The organism is Nonomuraea sp. NBC_00507 (assembly GCF_036013525.1).
Classification (GTDB): domain Bacteria; phylum Actinomycetota; class Actinomycetes; order Streptosporangiales; family Streptosporangiaceae; genus Nonomuraea.
This window is the reverse complement of the sequence record NZ_CP107853.1, coordinates 7,219,323-7,236,853: the sequence shown is the minus strand read 5'-3', so window position 1 is coordinate 7,236,853 and position 17,531 is coordinate 7,219,323. Positions and strand designations below refer to the sequence as shown.

At 71.1% G+C, this 17,531-nt stretch carries 14 protein-coding genes; 3 read left to right on the top strand and 11 right to left on the bottom strand.

Annotation, left to right across the window (positions count from 1 at the left end; genetic code table 11):
• The 5 genes from OHA25_RS34815 to OHA25_RS34795 all read right to left on the bottom strand — a co-directional run bounded on the left by OHA25_RS34815 (position 1) and on the right by OHA25_RS34795 (position 6,082).
• Positions 1-1,932, bottom strand: a complete 1,932-nt coding sequence (locus tag OHA25_RS34815; protein ID WP_327581146.1) for a glycoside hydrolase family 127 protein — start codon at positions 1,930-1,932, stop codon at positions 1-3.
• 7 nt (positions 1,933-1,939) lie between these two features.
• Positions 1,940-2,758: a carbohydrate ABC transporter permease gene (locus OHA25_RS34810; protein WP_327581145.1), complete on the bottom strand. Its 819-nt coding sequence runs from the start codon at positions 2,756-2,758 to the stop codon at positions 1,940-1,942.
• On the bottom strand, positions 2,755-3,696 hold the full coding sequence (locus tag OHA25_RS34805; protein WP_327581144.1) for a carbohydrate ABC transporter permease: 942 nt from the start codon (positions 3,694-3,696) through the stop codon (positions 2,755-2,757). Before OHA25_RS34805 ends, OHA25_RS34810 begins: the two co-directional genes overlap by 4 nt.
• A gap of 4 nt (positions 3,697-3,700) precedes the next feature.
• Positions 3,701-4,972, bottom strand: a complete 1,272-nt coding sequence (locus tag OHA25_RS34800; RefSeq protein ID WP_327581143.1) for a sugar ABC transporter substrate-binding protein — start codon at positions 4,970-4,972, stop codon at positions 3,701-3,703.
• A gap of 66 nt (positions 4,973-5,038) precedes the next feature.
• A complete protein-coding gene (locus tag OHA25_RS34795; RefSeq protein ID WP_327581142.1) occupies positions 5,039-6,082 on the bottom strand; it encodes a LacI family DNA-binding transcriptional regulator in 1,044 nt (347 codons plus the stop codon).
• A gap of 334 nt (positions 6,083-6,416) precedes the next feature.
• Between OHA25_RS34795 and OHA25_RS34790 the strand changes: the two genes are divergently transcribed.
• The 3 genes from OHA25_RS34790 to OHA25_RS34780 all read left to right on the top strand — a co-directional run bounded on the left by OHA25_RS34790 (position 6,417) and on the right by OHA25_RS34780 (position 11,409).
• A complete protein-coding gene (locus OHA25_RS34790) occupies positions 6,417-10,058 on the top strand; it encodes a LamG-like jellyroll fold domain-containing protein (protein WP_327581141.1) in 3,642 nt (1,213 codons plus the stop codon).
• Between the two features lie 125 nt (positions 10,059-10,183).
• The gene (locus tag OHA25_RS34785; protein WP_327581140.1) at positions 10,184-10,714 is read left to right on the top strand and encodes a TetR/AcrR family transcriptional regulator C-terminal domain-containing protein; all 531 of its coding nucleotides are present in this window, start codon (positions 10,184-10,186) and stop codon (positions 10,712-10,714) included.
• Positions 10,711-11,409 carry a 4'-phosphopantetheinyl transferase family protein gene (locus tag OHA25_RS34780; RefSeq protein ID WP_327581139.1) on the top strand — a complete coding sequence of 233 codons (699 nt, stop codon included), beginning with the start codon at positions 10,711-10,713 and terminating at the stop codon, positions 11,407-11,409. The genes OHA25_RS34785 and OHA25_RS34780 overlap by 4 nt, the downstream gene beginning before the upstream one ends.
• Here the strand turns inward: OHA25_RS34780 and OHA25_RS34775 are convergent.
• Genes OHA25_RS34775 through OHA25_RS34750 form a run of 6 tightly spaced genes read right to left on the bottom strand, consistent with a single transcriptional unit; the run spans position 11,396 to position 17,527 of the window.
• A complete protein-coding gene (locus OHA25_RS34775) occupies positions 11,396-12,640 on the bottom strand; it encodes an acyltransferase domain-containing protein (protein ID WP_327581138.1) in 1,245 nt (414 codons plus the stop codon). The genes OHA25_RS34780 and OHA25_RS34775 overlap by 14 nt on opposite strands.
• A gap of 15 nt (positions 12,641-12,655) precedes the next feature.
• Positions 12,656-13,672, bottom strand: coding sequence for a cytochrome d ubiquinol oxidase subunit II (locus tag OHA25_RS34770; protein WP_327581137.1), 1,017 nt, complete (start codon positions 13,670-13,672; stop codon positions 12,656-12,658).
• Positions 13,669-14,976 (bottom strand): cytochrome ubiquinol oxidase subunit I, encoded by a 1,308-nt coding sequence (locus tag OHA25_RS34765; protein WP_327581136.1) that lies wholly within the window; start codon positions 14,974-14,976, stop codon positions 13,669-13,671. Before OHA25_RS34765 ends, OHA25_RS34770 begins: the two co-directional genes overlap by 4 nt.
• A 21-nt stretch (positions 14,977-14,997) precedes the next feature.
• Entirely contained in the window at positions 14,998-15,528 is a 531-nt protein-coding gene (locus OHA25_RS34760; RefSeq protein ID WP_327581135.1) for a TetR/AcrR family transcriptional regulator, read from the bottom strand.
• 52 nt (positions 15,529-15,580) lie between these two features.
• A complete protein-coding gene (locus tag OHA25_RS34755; RefSeq protein ID WP_327581134.1) occupies positions 15,581-15,898 on the bottom strand; it encodes an antibiotic biosynthesis monooxygenase family protein in 318 nt (105 codons plus the stop codon).
• Between the two features lie 9 nt (positions 15,899-15,907).
• Complete coding sequence (locus OHA25_RS34750) at positions 15,908-17,527, bottom strand: FAD-dependent oxidoreductase (RefSeq protein ID WP_327581133.1); 1,620 nt, start codon at positions 17,525-17,527, stop codon at positions 15,908-15,910.
• Between the last annotated feature and the right edge of the window lie 4 nt (positions 17,528-17,531).

The window sequence follows — 17,531 nt, the reverse complement described above, 5'->3', positions numbered from 1 at the left end:
TCACGCTCCTTCGGGGGGTGTGGACACGGGCAACCAGATGCGCATGCTCGACGGACCCCGCTGGGCCCAGGAGTGGTAGGGCCGCAGCGGCAGGTCGAGCCACTCGGCGCGCTCCGCGGGAACGCCCGAGAGACGGTAGGGCCAGGGCCGGTCGGGGTGGGCGGGCAGGAGGGCGCGGACCCGCGCGCCGCCAGGCTCGGCCTGAGGGCCGGTCAGGGGGTCGATCGCCAGGGAGTCGAGCCCGCCGGGGTACGGGAGGTCGTGGGACTCGGCGCACAGGACCTCGGGGCCGCGCTCGACGGCGACACAGCCGCGTACGGCGTCGATGCGGGGGTCCGGCCAGGTGAAGCGGGGCTCCATCGGGAGTTCGAGGGTGATCACCTCGCCGGCGCGGAACGCCCGCCGGATCTCCAGCATGCCGGGCTCGACCGGCCGTGCCTGCCCGTCCTCGGTCAATGTGGCGCCGGCGGCCCAGGCCGGCACCCGCAGGGAGAGGGTCCAGGGCGAGGGCGCGTCGGCCGCGATCCGGACGCGGACGGTCCCCGACGCGGGGTAGTCCGTCTCGACGTCCACGGCGACCTGCCGCCCGCCGGGCAGCTCGGCGCGGACGGCGCCGGGCGCGTACTGATGGATCTGCAGGCCGTCGTCGTCGGCGGTGGCGACATAGCCGTCCAGGCTGGCCAGCGTCCTGGCGACGTTGGTGGGGCAGCAGGAGACGTCGAACCAGGCGGCCCGGACGCCGGCCTCGGCCCGGGGGCTGACCTCGGTGGCGTCCGCCGGTTTGCCGGGCGTGCGCTGGTGGAGGGGGTTGGCGTAGAAGAACGCCCGGCCGTCGGGGCTCGGGGAGGTCGCGATGACGTTGTAGAGCGTGCGCTCGATCAGATCGGTGTAGCGGACGTCGCCCGTGGCCAGGTAGAGCCGCCAGGACACCATGATCGAGGCAACACCGGCGCACGTCTCGCAGTAGGCCCGGTCCGGCGGCAGCTCCCAGTCCTCGCCGAATCCCTCGTCCTGGTGGCGGGAGCCCATGCCGCCGGTGATGTAGGTGCGGCGGGCGACCGAGCGCTCCCACTGCCGCTCGATCGCGGCCAGCAGCTCGTCGTCGCCGAGCTCGACCGCGACGTCCACCGCGGCGGCGGTGAGGTAGAGCGCGCGCACGGCGTGGCCGCGCCAGACGTCGGCCTGCCTGATCGGGATGTCGTCCTGGAAATAGGCGCGGCCCAGCGGGATGTCCCGCAGGGTCCCATGCCCGCGGCGGTCGAGGAACAGGCGGGCCTGCTCGACGTAGCGCTCCTCCCCCAGGGCCCGGCCGAGCTCGGCCAGCCCGACCTCGATCTCGGGGTGTCCGCAGATGCCCGGGTTGCCGCCGGGGCCGAAGGTGCGGCATACGTGGTCGGCGGCCCGCCGCGCGATCCGTACCAGGTCGTCCTCGCCGGAGGTGCGCAAGCGGGCCACGGCGGCCTGCAGGAGGTGGCCGGTGTTGTAGAGCTCGTGGCCCATTTCCAGGTCGCTGTAGCGCGGCGGCTGCTCGCCGTGCCCGAAGCACGTGTTGAGGTAGCCGTCGGGGTCCTGCGCCCGGCCGATGCGGGTGGTGAGCCGCTTGATGGCCGCCTCCGCGTCCGGGTCGCCGGTCCGGCCGGTCTCCCAGACCAGGGCCTCCAGCAGCTTGTAGACCTCGGAGTCGGAGAACGACCAGCCCGGGCGGTCGGGCCCGGTCGTGCCGTCGGCGACGCGGTCGAAGTTCGCGAGCCAGCCGAGGCGCTCCATCCACGACTCGCAGTGGAACAGCGTGGCCGTCGCGTTCACGCTCTGCCTGCGGCCCCAGAACCCGCCGGTGATGGACACCTGGGCGAGCCCCAGAGGGCGTACCGGGCCGGTCGGCGGCAGCACGGGAACGGAGCGGTCGGTCATGTGGTGGGCCTTTCGAATCACGGAACGATCAGTCCTTCACGGCGCCCGCGGTGACCCCGGCGGCGATGTAGCGCTGCGCGAGGACGAGGAGGAACGCTGCGGGAACGGACGCGATCACGGCGGTCGCCATGATCGAGTTCCATTGGGTCGTGTTGTTGCCGATGTAACGGAAGATGCCGAGCGTGATGGGGATGACGTCGCTGTTGCGGTTGAGCGTGGAGGCGAAGATGAAGTCCGACCACGCCCACAGGAACGCGAAGAGCGAGACGGTGATCACCGAGTTGCGGCTGAGCGGCAGGATGATGGAGCGGAACGTGCGCCAGGTGCTCGCCCCGTCGATCTGGGCCGCGGCCATGAGCTCGGCGGGGATGCTCGCCATGAACGCCCGGAACAGCAACACCCCGAACGGCACGGCCAGCGTGGAGTCGGCCACGATCAGGCCCGCGACGGTGTTGAGCATCCCGAGCCTGATGTAGATCGCGTAGAAGCCCATGGCCATGACCACGGCGGGGATCATCTGGGCGACCAGGAGCAGGAAGTCGATCCCGCGCGCGCCGAGCGGCCGCAGCTTGGCCAGCGAGTAGCCGGCGGGCAGCGACACGACCAGCGTGAGCGCGACCGTGCCGAGGCCGATGAACAGGCTGGTGGCCAGGGCCGGCAGCTGCTGGCCGAACGCCGCGGTGTATCCCTCGAACGTGGCGTCCCACGGGAACCAGTGCGGCGGGTCGGCCCGCATGTCGCTCGTCTTGGTGAGCGAGACGTTGAACATCCAGTAGACCGGGAAGAGCATCAGCCCCACCAGGACGACGCCCACCGACGTCTTCCACCAGGACCTGCGGACCGTCATGCGCCTTCCTCCCTGCGCTGCAGATGCACGTGCACGAGCCCGGCGGCGAAGGCGATGAGGATGAGGATGTTGCCGACGGCCGCCGCCGGGGAGAAGTCGGGCTGCCCGGTGCCGAACGCCTCCCGGTAGGACCAGATGGCCAGCGTCGTCGAGGCGTCCGCCGGACCTCCCCTCGTCATGATCCAGATGATGTCGACGACCTTGAGCGTGTAGATCAGGCCGAGCAGCAGCGTGATCGCCGACACCGGGCGCAGCAGGGGGAACGTGATGCGCCAGAAGCGCTGCCAGGCGTTCGCCCCGTCGAGGCCGGCGGCCTCGTACAGGTCGGCCGGGATGTTCTGCAGCCCGGCGTAGAGGATCACCAGGTTGAACGGGATCCCGAGCCAGATGTTGGCGATGGTGACGGCCAGCAGTGAGGTGTCGGGTGAGGTGAGCCAGTTGATCTGGCCGATCCCGAACGCCTGCAGGGCCGCGTTGACGATGCCGTTCTCGCTGTTGAGCATCCACGACCAGGTCGAGGCGGAGACGATCAGCGGCAGCAGCCACGGCACCAGGAACATCGCGCGCAACGCCACCGACAGGCGGAAGGTGCGGTGGAAGAAGACCGCGAGCGCCAGCCCGAGGGCGTACTGGACGGCGATGGACCCCAGCGTGAACACCGCCGTGTTGCCCAGCGCCCGCAGGAAGGTGTCGTCGGACAGGATGGTCGCGTAGTTCTCGAACCCCGTGAACTCCGGGTCGCCCTGCACGAACGCGCGCGGCGTGTAGTCGTGCACGCTGAGCTCGATGTTGCGGTAGAGCGGATAGGCGTAGAAGAGGAGCAGGTAGAGGACGAGCGGCGCGAGGAAGGCGAGGGCCGTCCATCGAGGAGAGCGCCGCCGGGGAGCCTGGTGCGCCGCTCTCCTCACCGTGACCGTCTGGGTGCGAACGGAGGTCATCGGATCAGCCGCCGGTGGCCTGCTTCGCCTGCGCCTGCGCCTCCTTGAGCGCGTCGGCCGGGCTGGCCGAACCGCTCAGCGACTTCTGCACAGCCGTCCACATCGCCTCGGAGATCTTCGGGTACTTGGTGCCGAGGTTGTCGCTGGTGCGGCCCTTGGCGGACTGCACGGCCTCGACCCACGGCTTCAGGCCGGGTTCCTTGGCGAGGATCGCCTGCTGCCCGTCGGCGGTGGAGGGGATGTAGTAGGCGAACGTCGTACCGGTCTCCACCAGGCCCTCGGGCGTGGTCATGCACTCGAGGATCTTCTTGGTGGCGCTGTAGCGGCCGGTGTCCTTCTGCACCGGGACCGTGATGAACTCGCCGCCCGTGGGCGTGGGTGCGACGCCTCCGTCCTTGCCGGGAATCTGCACGATGCCGGTGGGGAAGTCCGCCTTCCCGGCGCTGTTGATCTGCCACGTGCCGTTCTCGGCGAAGGCGAACTCGCCCGTCAGGAACTCCTCCCAGGTGGTGTTCTGCGAGTTGCTGATGACCGAGTTGGGCGCGGTGCCGTCCTTGACCCACGACGTCCACAGCTCCAGCGCCGCCACGGCCTCGGGCGAGTCGAGCTGGGTGAGCTGCGCGCCGGCGCCCCAGAACCACGGCAGGAACTGGAACGAGCCCTCTTCCGTGCCGATGGCCGAGAACGTGATCGGTTTCTTGCCCGCCGCCTTGACCTTCTTCAGCGCCCCGTTGAGCGAGGCCCAGTCCTTGATCGAGGCGGGGTCGACGCCGACCTCGTCGAGGATCTTCTTGTTGTAGTACAGGGCGAGGGTGTTGGCGCCGATGGGGATGCCGTAGGTCTTGCCGTCCAGCTCACCGGCGGCGATGAGGTTCTTGTCGAATCTGGCGGTGTCCAGCCCGAAGTCGGCCATGGTGGTGAGCATCCCGGCGTCGGCGAGCGTCGAGACGGCCGGATTGTCCAGGAGGATGACGTCCGGCGCGTTGCCCTCCTGCCCGGCCAGCAGCGCCTGGTTGGTCAGCGCGGTCGTGTCGTAGGCGGTGCGCTCGATGGTGACGCCGGCCTGCTGCCCGCAGGTGTTCACCCGCTTCGCCCAGGCGGAGGACGCGTCGTGCTGCGGGTACGGGTCCCACCACGTGTAGGCCGTGCCGGCGGAGCCGGCGGCCGTGGGGGTGCTCCCACCCTGGGGGGCGGAGGCGCAGGCGGACAGAGCGGACAGCGCCAGAACGGCGGTTCCGAAGACCGCCGCCCTCGTGGACATCGACGGACGGTTCATCGATTCCTCCAATGTTAGCGCTCACATCGAGCGATCAAAGGTGGTTTGGGGGGTAAAGGCCCGGGTTCAGCGGGCGTGCGGAGGCGGGAGCGGCGCTCCCGGGACGGCGGTGCTGCCTCGGGAGACCAGTTCGGGAGAGATGAAGCGCACCACGAACGACTCGTCGCGGGCCGACGCCGATTCGACGCGGCGCACGAGCTGGCGCACCGCCATGGAGCCGAGGCGGTCGGGTGCGCTCTCGATGAAGGAATAGGGCAGGGAGAAGGTCGCGGCGAACTCCTCGGAGTAACGCCCGATGACCGACAGATCCTCGGGGACCCGCAGTCCCCGCTGGTAGGTGACCGACGGCAGCGCGGCGGCGGCCGCCTCGTTGTTGATCAGCAGGCCGGTCGCCGCCGGGTAGGCGTCGAGCAGGCCGTTGAGCAGGCGGCCGACGGCGGGTTGCCGGGACTCGCCGTACACCGCGTGCAGGGTGACGCCCAGTTGCCGCGCCCGTTCCTGCGCGGCGTCCCGCAGGCGCCACACGTACGCGCCGCCGCGCTCGACCACGTGCTCGGGCTGCGAGATCAGGATGAGCTCGCGGTGGCCGAGGCGGTGGAGGTGCTCCACCATGACCCGGCCGGCCTCCTCGAAGTCCAGGTCGAACACGTCGAGACCCGAGCAGTCGCCGGGCAGGCCGACCAGGGCGCCCGGCTGCGGCGCGGCGCGCAGGATGGGCAGCCGCGGGTCGTCCTCCGCGATGTTCATCAGGACGACGCCGTCCACCATCCGGGAATCGGTGATGCGCCGCAGGGCCCGCGCGCCGTCGGCCTCGGTGACCATCAGCGTGTCGTAGCCCAGGTCGCGGGCGGTGTCGGTGACGCCCAGGATGTACTGCATCATCGCGGGCGCGAACTCGTCTTCGTGGAACTGGGCGAGCAGACCGAGGACCTTGGTCTGGGAAGTGGCGAGCGCGCGGGCGCCGGCGTTCGGCGTGTACGCCAGCGCCTCGGCCGCCGCCAGCACCCGCCGGCGGACCTCCTCCGAGATGGGCCGCTTGCCTGACAGCGCGTACGACGCCGTGCTGCGGCTCACCCCGGCCTCCCGGGCCACGTCTCCGATCGTCGCCACTCTCACCTCCTGATCATTGAACCGGTTCGACAGTTGCGTTGCGGACTCCCTCATATCGTCGCCCGGACGACGCCTGCGCCCAGAGTTCCCTGGACGGTGCCTCATCGGCATCGGCGAACCGGTTCAACGATTGGGCTCGACTGTCACTCCTCCAGGAGGCAGGCGTCAAGAGCGCGGGCGACGGAAGATACCGAATCGTGACTTGCCGGAAACGGTGGGAAACCACCCCATTGACGTGCGCGCCGCGGCTACGTAACCTACGCGAAACCCTCGGTTGCGTTGCGGATCGACTCCCTCGGACTTGTTAGCGCTCACATGACCTAGGGACATCGTGATGACCTTTCCGAGCATCACCAAGGCCATGCGCGCCGGGCTCCTCCCGGCCGCCCTCACCCTCGCGTTAACCCTTGGCGTCCCGGTCGCGGCAGCGGCCGATCCGCCTGCTCCCGCCCTCGTCTACGAATTCGACGCCGACGACGTCAGCACCGGCTCCGTCACCGACTCCTCGGGCAACGGTCTGCACGGGACGCTGGTCAACGGCTCCACCGCGTCGTTGGTCGACGGCTCGGGAGGAGGTCACGCGCTGAGCCTGCCCGGCGGCGCGCCCACCTCCAACGGCGCCTACGTGAGGTTGCCGCTGGCCGCCATCCAAGGCAAGACCGATCTGACCGTGTCTGCCCGGGTGAAGTGGGACGGCACCACCGCCCCCTGGCAGTGGATCTACGCGCTGGGCAAGGACACCAGCCGCTACCTGTTCACCACGCCGTACAACGGCGACGGCCGCCTGCGCACGGCCGTCACCGCCTCGTCGGCGGGCGGCGAGGCCCAGGTCACGGGTTATGCCCCGCTGCCGGCGAACGCCTGGAAGACGCTGACGGTCACCCTCGACACGGCCGCCAAGCGCGTCACCACCTACCTCGACGGCGTCGCCGTCGCCTCCGCCGCCACGAACGTGACGGCCGCGCAGCTGATCGACGCCGCCACGACGTCCGCCGGCTTCATCGGCCGCTCGTTCTATCCGGACCCGCTGTTCGACGGCGCGATCGACGACTTCCGCGTCTACGGCGCGGCGCTGACGGCCGAGCAGGTCGCCGCCCTCGCCGGCGGCCAGGTCCCCACCCCGACCGGCCTGACCCAGGACGCCTTCGCGGTGCGGACGTTCATCGGCACCGCGCCGTCCCTGCCGGCCGCGGTCCGCGCCACCTTCTCCGACGGCTATGACCGCGACCTGGCCATCACCTGGGCGCAGGTGAACCCCGAGGACTACGCCAAGGCCGGGACGTTCACCGTGACGGGCACGGCGGGCGGGCGGCCCGTCACCGCCAACGTCACGGTGATCCGCGAAGGCCAGCTCGTCATCGACCTGGCCAAGGACACCGGCGCCTTCCACGGCGGCGCGTCCGGCACGCTCTACGGCCTGTATGGGCCCGGGGTGCCGACGAACAACCTGATCGAGGGCATGCGCCTGCGCACGGTCTCGACCAAGGCCCAGGACGGCCCGCAGCACCCGGGGGCCGACGCCCTCGAAGTGGTCAAGCCGCTGGCCGACAGCACCGATGGCGACGTGTACATCTACATGACCGACATCCACCGCGGCTTCCCGTACCAGTGGCCGGGCAGCACGCCGCAGGAGAAGATGGACCTGTTCAAGGAGAAGATCGCCAAGCAGGTCGACCAGGTCCTCGCGCTCGACCCGAAATATCAGGACAACATCGTCTTCGTGCCGTTCAACGAGCCCGAGGGCAACATGTTCGGCACCGGTGAGTGGAGCTACAACCGCAAGAGCTGGCTCAACGACCCGACGGACTACTTCAGGGCGTGGGACGAGGTCCATGCGCTCATCAAGGGCAAGATGCCGCAGGCCCGCATCGCCGGACCCAACACCAGCGTGCTGTACTCGCAGGTGAAGGGCTTCCTGCAGCACGCCGTCCAGGCCGGCACCGTGCCCGAGGTGATGACCTGGCACGAGCTCAGCCACCCCGAGCAGGTGCGGCAGAGCGTCAAGCGCTATCGCGGCTGGGAGGCCGAGGTCTTCGCCGGCACCGAGTACGCCGGGAAGAAGCTGCCGATCAACGTCAACGAGTACGCCTTCAACTACCACACCTCGGTGCCCGGCCAGATGATCCAGTGGGTGTCGGCCATCGAGGAGTCGAAGGTGGACGCCGACATCGCGTACTGGAACATCGACGGCAACCTGTCCGACTCCGCCGTGCAGGCCAACCGCGCCAACGGCCAGTGGTGGCTGCTCAACGCCTACGGCGGCATGAGCGGGCACACCGTGCAGGTCACGCCGCCGTTCCCAGGGCAGAACTACACGCTGCAGGGCGTCGCCACCCTCGACCCGGCCAAGAAGCAGGCCCGGACGATCTTCGGTGGCGCGAGCAGCGCCGGGCACATCCGCTTCGAGAACGTCCCCGCCGACGTCCTCGGCGCGAGCTCCGGCACCGTTCACGCCTGGATCCGCGAGATCCCGTGGACGGGGCAGATCGGCGACTCGGCGCAGCCGGAGATCATCGCCGAGCGTGACGTCAAGGTCGAGGACGGCACCGTGGCGTTCGACTTCGGCAGCGGCGGCCTGCCGCGGCTGAAGGAGTCGTCGGCGTACGAGATCGTGCTCAGCCCCGAGGGCGCGGGCACGGTGACGGCGCCCGCGCCCAAGCTGTGGGAGCAGTCCTACGAGGCCGAGGACGCCAAGTACACCGGCGGCGGCTACACCCGCAACGGCCCCGAGGGCTCGCCCTCGGACGTGTCGAAGTTCTACACCTCCGGCCGCTACGACGTCGGCGGGCTGCGGACAGGCTCCGACGGGGTGCTCGACTTCACCGTCGAGGTCCCGCAGGACGGCCGCTACGACCTGAGCGTCTTCGCCAACTCGCTCAACACCTTCGACCGGGTGCGGGAGCAGGGGCCCACGAACGTCTTCGTCCGCGTGGACGGCGCCGCCGAGCAGGAGCTGTTCCTGCCCCTCGGCTACAAGTGGGTCGTGTGGGACCACGCCGGCACCACCGTGGAACTCAAGGCGGGCAAGCACGTGATCTCCCTGGCCGCGCGGAGCCTCGACGGCGCCAAGGCGACCAAGGGCGACGCGATCGTGGACCGGATCCGGCTGTCGCTGGCCAACCCGGCGGCGGCGACCTCGATCTATGAGGCGGAGCTGGCCGACCTGAGCGGGGCCCGCATCGCCTACGACGTCAAGGGCGACGGCGTCGGCGGCTCGGGTGTCGTGGCGGCCGAGCGCGGGAAGTCGGTGACGTTCTGGGTCTACTCCGCCCGGGACGCCGCGGCCGTCCTCGACCTCAAGCTGCTCGGCTCCGGCCAGGCGACGATATCCGTCAACGGCATCCAGGTGATGGAGGACGCCCGGCGCGACGGCTCCACCAGGACGGTGTCGCTGTCCGGCGGCGTCAACAAGGTCACGGTCACCGGCGCGTCCGGCACGGCGCTCGTCGACCGGCTGGAGGTGCGCCCGGCCGCCGGCGCGCTGCCCGGCACCGCCTACGAGGCGGAGTCCGCCCAGCTGGCCGGCACCGCCAAGGCGGCGCAGCTCTCCCTGGCCAGTGGCAAGGCCGCGGTCACCGGGGTCGGCGGCACGCCGGGCAACGCCAACACGCTCACCTTCACCGTCCAGGCGGACAAGCCAGGCACGTACGCGATGCGCGTCCGCTACTCCAACCCGGAGCAGTCGCCCGCGACGCACTACAACCCGGACCCGCTCGCCAGGCACGCCGACATCTCGGTGAACGGCGCCGCCCCGCAGCGCGTCCTGTTCCCGCACTCCTTCCACGAGAACAACTTCTGGGAGCTCACGGTCCCGGTGCAGTTGCAGAAGGGCGAGAACACGGTGCGGTTCTCCGCCGAGGAACTGCCCAACTTCGACGGCAAGACCTACGCGTCGGAGACCTTCCCGGGAGTGCTCCTCCGCTCCCAGTACGCCCCGGCCATCGACAAGATCACGGTCGCTCCCTACAGGGACTGACACACCCACTCCCCCGCCCGTGCTCCGCAACCCCGGCGCACGGGCGGGACGCTCCATCGGTCCTCAATCGATTCTCGGTCGTGGCGCGGCACAGTAGAGGGCGAGTGACTGAGCGGAGTGAGCCGATGGAAACCGACCTGCTGCCGACGGCGGCCCGCCTGCCCGCCTGGTGGCCTCCGCGCACGACCCCGCCCCGCAGGCCCCCGATCACGCTCGAGGGCATTCTCGCCGGGGTCCGCGTGCCCGACGCGGACCCGCGGCGCTGGCGGGAGCAGCTGGAGGAGGCGACCGCCGGGCTGCGCGAGGCGCTGCTGGTCGATCCGGGCGTGGCGCGAGCCGCGCTGGAGTCTCCGGTGTGCCCGCAGGGGCTGCGCGTCAGGGAGGGAATGCTGGCGATCATGCGTGCGGCCGGTCTGCCGGAGGCGACCCGCGCCGCGGCGCTGACCGGGCTGCTGCTGTACGCGATCGCCGACGCCGCGTACCAGCACGCACCGGACGGACGTCACCCCAGCCTTGCCGCGTGCCGGCACGCGCCGGAAGGGCGTCATCCCCACCTTGCCTCGGCGCCGGACGCCCCGTGCGGGGAGCGCTTCCGCTTCGGCCTGAAGCTGTTGCTCGACGGCCTGGCCGCCGCGCTCCCGGACCGAGCCGGATGACCTGCGAGGTGTGGTGGGCCGAGCTCGGCGAGGTGCGGGCCTGGCATGAGGAGCTCCTCGACCCCGTGGAACGGCTCCGCAAGGGCAAGTACCGTGCCCCGGCGGACCGCCACCGTTTCATCCTGGGCTGTGCGATCACCAGGATCATGCTCGGCAGGCGCCTGGGCGTGCCTGCCGCCGACGTGCCGCTGCGTCGCGACTGCCCGGCCTGTGCCCGCCCGCACGGCAAGCCGCGCCTGCCCGGCGACGAGCTGCACCTCTCGGTGTCTCACTCCGGCCGCTGGGTGGCTGTGGCGATCAGCGGCGTGGGGCCCGTGGGCATCGACGTGGAGCGCGTCGCCGAACGGAGCACGGCGCTGGTGGAGGCGGCGCTCGCGGATGTCGAAGCCGAGGCGCTGGGGCGCACGGCCGACCCCGTGGCCGGATTCATCGCCTACTGGACGCGCAAGGAGGCCGTGCTGAAGGCCACCGGTGACGGGCTGCGCGTGCCCATGTCGCACGTGATCGTCTCCCCTCCCGATCAGCCCGCGCGCCTGCTCGGCTTCCGCGGGCGCCCGCTGCTCCGGGTGGCGCTCACGGACCTGCCGCGGCGAGACGGGCACGCCGCGGCGCTCGCGATCATCGGGGTGCGGGAGATGCCCCGCGTGGCGGCGGGCAGCGCCGCCCCCTACCTGGCGGGGGTCACCACGGCGTGATGTCGTGCCCTTCCGTCCAGATCCGCGCCGCGGCCGTCAGCAGGGCGGCTCTGTCGGCCTCCGCCGTGCCGGGGCGGGCGGGCAGGAAGGCCGTCACGTCGCTCTTCTTCCTGATCACCGACCGGTGGCGGCGGCAGGCGGTGATGAGGCCCTGCGACGGCCCCGCCTCGACGAGGAGGAAGTCGCCGTCGTTCAGCAGCCGGTCGAGCGCCGGCCAGAACAGCACGGGGTCGGCCACCTGCCTGGCCCAGAACCACGGGTCGCCGGCCTGCTCCGCGGTGAGCGGCGCGCACGTGTACGCGGAGTAGAGCGGCAGCCCCGGTGGGCTGTACGTGACGCGGCCGAGCACGTCGAGCCCGCTCCTGGCCAGCTCGTCCACGGCCGGACTGTGGAAGCCCAGCGGCGACGGCACGGGGACCACCATGAACCCGGCCTCCCGCAGGTCGTCGGCGACGGCGCCCAGTTCCGCGGCCAGACCGGCGAGCACTGTCTGCCGGGGCGAGTTGACCGCCCCCACCACGACTGAGCCCCGCAGGTAGGGGGCGAGCGCCTCGGCGGCGGCGCCGACCGCCAGCATGCCGCCGGGCGGCTGAGAGGCGGCGGCCGCGACGCGGTGCCGCATCGTGGCCACCGCGTCCTCCAGGGAGAACACCCCCGCCACCACCGCGGCGACGGTCTCCCCCACGCTGTGCCCGAGCAACGCCCCAGGCCGCAGCCCCCAGCCGATCAGCGTTCGCGCCAGCGCGTGGCCGACGCCGAGCAGGAGCGGCTGGGCCCGCGACACCTCGTCGACGGGGACCCGGGGCTCGTCGGCGAGCCAGTCGGCCCGCACCTCCTCCCCGTCGGGACCGAGCAGGTCGAACAGCTCGTCCATCGCGGCGGTGAAGACGGGCTCGAACCCGTACAGGCCGGCGGCCATCCGGCGGTGCTGCGCACCCTGCCCGGGGAAGAGCAGCGCGACCGGCCGCCGCAGCGCCGCGGACGGCCGCGCGCCCGGCAGGGCCGCCAGCGCGGCCGCCGCGTCCGCCGCGACGATCGCGCCGCGCACCGGGCCGTCGCCGCGCTCACAGGCGTTCCACTCGCCGGCGACGGCGGCGAACTCCGCGGCCGTAACCGGTCGCTCTGCCAGCCGTTCTGCCAGCCGCCGCCGCCCCGACTCCCACTCGGCCTCGTCGCGGCCCGACCAGAGCAGCGCCCGCGCGTCGGTCACGTCCTGAAGCTGCACGGTCATGATCTGTTCCTCCACCTAGAAGTAGGCGCGCGCGCCGGTCCTGGCGGTGCGGTAGAGACGTCCCGCCCACCACTGGAGGGCGGCCAGCAACGGGACCAGCACGGCCACGACCCAGAACAGTGGCGCCAGCACGACCGGATCCGCGCTGCCCTCGGCCACTGTCATGCCGGCCGAGTCGCCGTACTGGGAGACGAGCAGGTAGGGCAGGCGGCCGACGGCGACGGCGGCCGCGGCGGCGAGCAGGACGACTCCCGACAGGGCGAGCGCGCGCCGGGGCGCGGCCCGCATCGCGAAGACGTCGCACACCACGAGCGCCACGGCGACGACGCCGGCCAGCACCCACACGACGATCGGCTGCTGCACGGAGGCCCGCACGTCGGCGGCCAGCAGGCCCACGCCGAAGGAGATCGCCGCGCCGGCCAGGGCGAGCCGGGTGAGCAGGCTGGCGAGCCCGATGGCCCGCCCGGCGAGCGGCCCCCGGGTCCTGGTCGCCGCGAACGCCGCCCCACGCAGCGCGAAGAACAGCACGGACGTGAGCGCGCAGGCCAGCCCGAACGGGGTGAACAGCACCCCTGCGGTCAGCGGCAGCACCCCGTCCGGCCGCAGCGGCAGGGCGTGGAGCAGCGCGGCGGCGATCGCGCCGAGCGCCAGCGCGATCACGAGGCTGGCGGCGGTGATGGCGGCGGCCCAGCCGCGCCGCCAGCGCGGCGACGGGTGGCGGCGGCGGAAGTGGAAGGAAGCGCCGCGCACCACCATGCCCAGCGCGAACGCGGCGAAGAGCGGGAAGAGCCCGGACAGCAGCGTCCCCTCGAAGACCGGGAAGCCGCCGATGAGCAGGCCCACCACGGAGACGATCCACACCTCGTTGCCGAGAAAGTACGGCCCGATCGTGTCGACGACGGCGTCCCTGTCGCGGTCGCTCCTGCCCAGCACGGGCAGGATGAGCCCGATGCCGATGCTGCGTCCCTCGGTGAGGAGGTATCCGGCGAACATCAGCCCGGTGAGGACGAGCCAAGCAGCGTGCCAGGTCACAGCCGACCTCCGGTGATCGCGAGCTCTTCTTCTTCGTCAGTGTCCGTCTCCTGGCCCTGGGAGCCCAGCTGGGCGGCGTCGGGCCCGCGGCGGGCGAACTTCGCCAGCAGCCGCCAGTCGGTGACGGCCAGTGCCCCGACGACCAGGGTGAAGACGATGAGGGAGGTCAGCAGCACGCCGCTGGTCAGCCCGGGACTGATCGCGTCCTCGGTCTTGAGGATCTCGTAGACGGCCCACGGCTGGCGGCCCACCTCCCGGAACAGCCAGCCCGCGGTGGCCGCGAGGAACGGCACCGGGATCAGCCACGGGAACACCCGCAGCAGCCAGGCGAACCGGGTGAGCAGCAGCGAGATCTTGATGGTCATGAGCGCGGTGATGACGGACACGGCCTGCAGAGTGATGGCCGACCAGATCATGACCGTGCGGGTGATGTAGATGAACTCGTGGACCGGGATGTATTCACCGGGACCGTGTTTGGCGACCATCTCTTCCTGCAGCCGGGCCGCTAAAGCGAGGTCGTTGTCGGCCAGTGCGCCCTTGATGGGCTGCTCCACGTTGATGACGTCGAGCAGCTGGCCGCCCATGAAGGCGGTGACGAACACGAAGAACGGCGCGATGTAGACAGACATGCGCAGCAGGAGCAGGAACGCGGCCCGGTCCTCGTGACCCTCGGGCAGCCGCCTGAGGTGCCAGGCGCTGACGCCGGCGACGAAGAACGTGCCGGTGGTGATCGCCGCCGCCGCCGCGTGCGGGATGGCGTGCCAGAAGTTCGGGTTGCCGACGAACTCGGCGAAGTCCGCCAGTACCAGCCGCCCGTTCGCGGCGGAGGCGTGCCCGACGGGGTGCTGCAGGAACGAGTTGGCCATCAGGACCCAGAAGACCGACATCCAGGCGGTGACGGCGGTGAGCCAGATCATCGCCAGGTGCAGCCGCTTGCCGAGGCGGTTCCAGCCGAAGATCCAGATGCCGAGGAAGGTCGACTCCAGGAAGAACGCCACGAGCGTCTCGATCGCCAGTGGTGCGCCGAAGACGCTGCCGGTGACCTTGGTCAGCCCGCTCCAGTTCAGCCCGAACTGGAACTCCATCACGATGCCCGTGGCGATGCCGAGCGCGTAGTTGATGAGGTAGAGCTGGCCGAAGAATCGGGTCATCCGCTCGTAACGGGGGTTTCCGGTGACCGTCCACATGGTTTGGATGATCACGACGTAGGTGACGAGGCCCAGCGTGAGGGCTACGAACAGCCAGTGCGCGACGGCGGTCAGCGCGAACTGAAGCCGTGCGTAGACGATCGCATCCGCCGGCACGGTGCACTCCTTTGTCAGGCGTCAGTCGGTCAGGTCGAGCAACAGTTCGAGCTGTGCGAAAACAGCGGGCGCCAGGTCCGGGGCGAGGCTGACGCCGCGGGCCACGGAGATGACGAGGTCGGCCGTCGCCTTCGCGTCGGCGCCGGGCGCCGCCTGCGCGAGCACCTCGCGCAGGGCGTCGTGCCAGCCTCGCTCGTTGCTCGCGACGATCTCCCTGATGCGCGCGTCCCTGGCGGCCCGCAGGTCCAGCTCGCGCAGCACCGCGAACAACTCGGGACGGGTGCGGATCATGTCGGCCAGCACCGCCAGGTGATGCTTGATCGTGGCGGCGGCGCTGGGCTGGGGCGGCATCGTCTTCCAGAACTGGCGGGTGGCGTGGTCGACCACCGCGGCCACCAGGTCTTCCTTGGTCGGGAAGTAGTGGTGGACGGTCGAGTGGTCGATGCCGACCTCCTTGGCGACCTCGCGGAGGCGGAGACCTTCGAAACCTCGGGCCGCCACGCAGTGGAAGGCGGCCTCCACCAGTGCCTGCCGTCGGCTTCCCGTGCTCATGACCCCACCTCCGCGAGACTCCACCAACCAGTTGGTTGAGTCCACCTTAACATCAGACCTCGTGCGTGTACTCCACGTGGCAGAAGATCGGCTCGATATCGGCCAGCGCCCGGCAGGCCGCGAAGTGCTCCTGGACGCTGGGATGCGCGCGCATGGCGTCGAAGTCCTCCTTGGTGCGCCACTGCGCGTAGTTCACCACCCGGGTGCCGTCGTCGCTGAGGTGCACGTTCGCCGACACGTATCCGGGAAACTTGGTGATCACGTCGGTGGCGTCGAGGATGATGTCGTACATGCGCCGCTGGTTCTCCGGAGTCACCCGGAAGATGTTGATCAGCGTGTAGTGCTTCTCGTCCGTGGTGATGGTCGCCATCGCGCTCACCTAGGCCCGTGCGGTGATCTGCTCGAGCACGTCCTGGAGCAGGACGCGCGGGTCCCCGGCGGCGCCGGGCGAGCGCCAGGCGACGAAGCCGTCCGGCCGCACCAGCAGCGCCCCCTGCGGGGTGAGGCCGGTGACCTGGAGGAACCTGCCCTCGGCGTCCGCGAGGTCGGTGCCGATCCGGTACGCGGACAGCGGGATGCCGAGTGCGCCGGCCGCGGCCGTGGCGGCGTCGGCCCAGGAGGCGCCGTCGGGCGCGGCCAGCAGCACGAACGTGTCCGTCGCCAGCTCTACCGTGGACACCTTGGCGCCCTCGCGCTCCAGCCAGACGTGCGGCACCCGCAGCCCGGGACGGCCGTCGATGCGCAGCTCCGTCTCCAGGGCCTCGCCGCCCTTCTCGCCGACGAACGCGCCCTCGGGGTAGCGGTAGCCGGTGCTGATCACGGTGGAGTTGCGCAGGTCGGGGTGCCCGCCGTCGCCCTCGCTGCGGGTGGTCTGGCGGATCCAGGCCTGGTCGGCGGTCGCCTTGCCCACCGGGTGCCGCTCCTGCTCGTAGCTGTCGAGCAGGCTCTCGCCGGCCCAGCCACGCAGCACCGCGGCGAGCTTCCAGGCGAGGTTGTGGGCGTCCTGCATGCCGGAGTTGGCCCCGTAGCCGCCCGCCGGAGGGTGCACGTGGCAGGCGTCGCCGACCAGGAAGATCCGGCCGGACCGGTAGGTGTCGGCGACGTCGTGGGCCAGCCGCCAGCGGTTGACGAGCTGGATGTCGATGGGCAGGTCCGGCTCGCCGAGCGCGGTACGCAGCAGCTCCAGCGCCTTGTCCTTGGATGTCTCGGCCTCGGCGTGCCGCTCGGGGTCGAAGAACAGGCCGAAGACCCAGCGGGTCTCGTCGAACCGGTGCAGCAGCCCCGCGGCCTCGTTGAGCAGGTACGCGATGAGGAACCTGCGGCCCTCCACCACCGAGTCCAGGTCGGCCTCGAACAGGATGCTCAGCACGTGGCCGATGGTGCCGTTGCCCGACCTGGTGATGCCCAGGGACTCGCGGATGGGGCTGGTCACGCCGTCGGCGGCGATCAGGTAGCGGGCCCTGATCCGCTGCTCGGCGCCGGTGGCCAGGGTGCGCACCACAGCGGTCACGCCGTCGGCGTCCTGCTCGTAGGACACCATCTCGGTGCCGAACTCGATCCGCGCGCCGCGCTGCACGGCCTCGCGGATCATCATCGGCTCCAGCCGGTCCTGGCCGCACCAGGCAGGCTCCATGGGGCTGGCGTCGGCCACCTCGACCGTGCCCTCCTCCATGACGAAGGCGCGGCCGTTGCCGATGTCGGACAGCCGCTTGGCGCCCAGGATGGCCCGCGGCAGCAGGTCGACCGGCGAGTGGGGCTCGGTCCAGTGCTCACCGGGGATCAGCCGCAGGCCGCGCTCGCGGATCTCCGGCTCCAGCCCGACGCTGTGGAACAACTCCATGGTGCGGGCGCTGACGCCCGCCGCGCGCAGCAGCTGCGCCGTCTTGTCGTTGCGCTCGACCAGGTGGACGTCCACGCCCTGCTGGCTCAGGAAGAGGGCCGACGCCAGTCCGTTCAGCCCGCCCCCGACGACCAGGACGGAAACTTCTCTGTCTGCCATGACG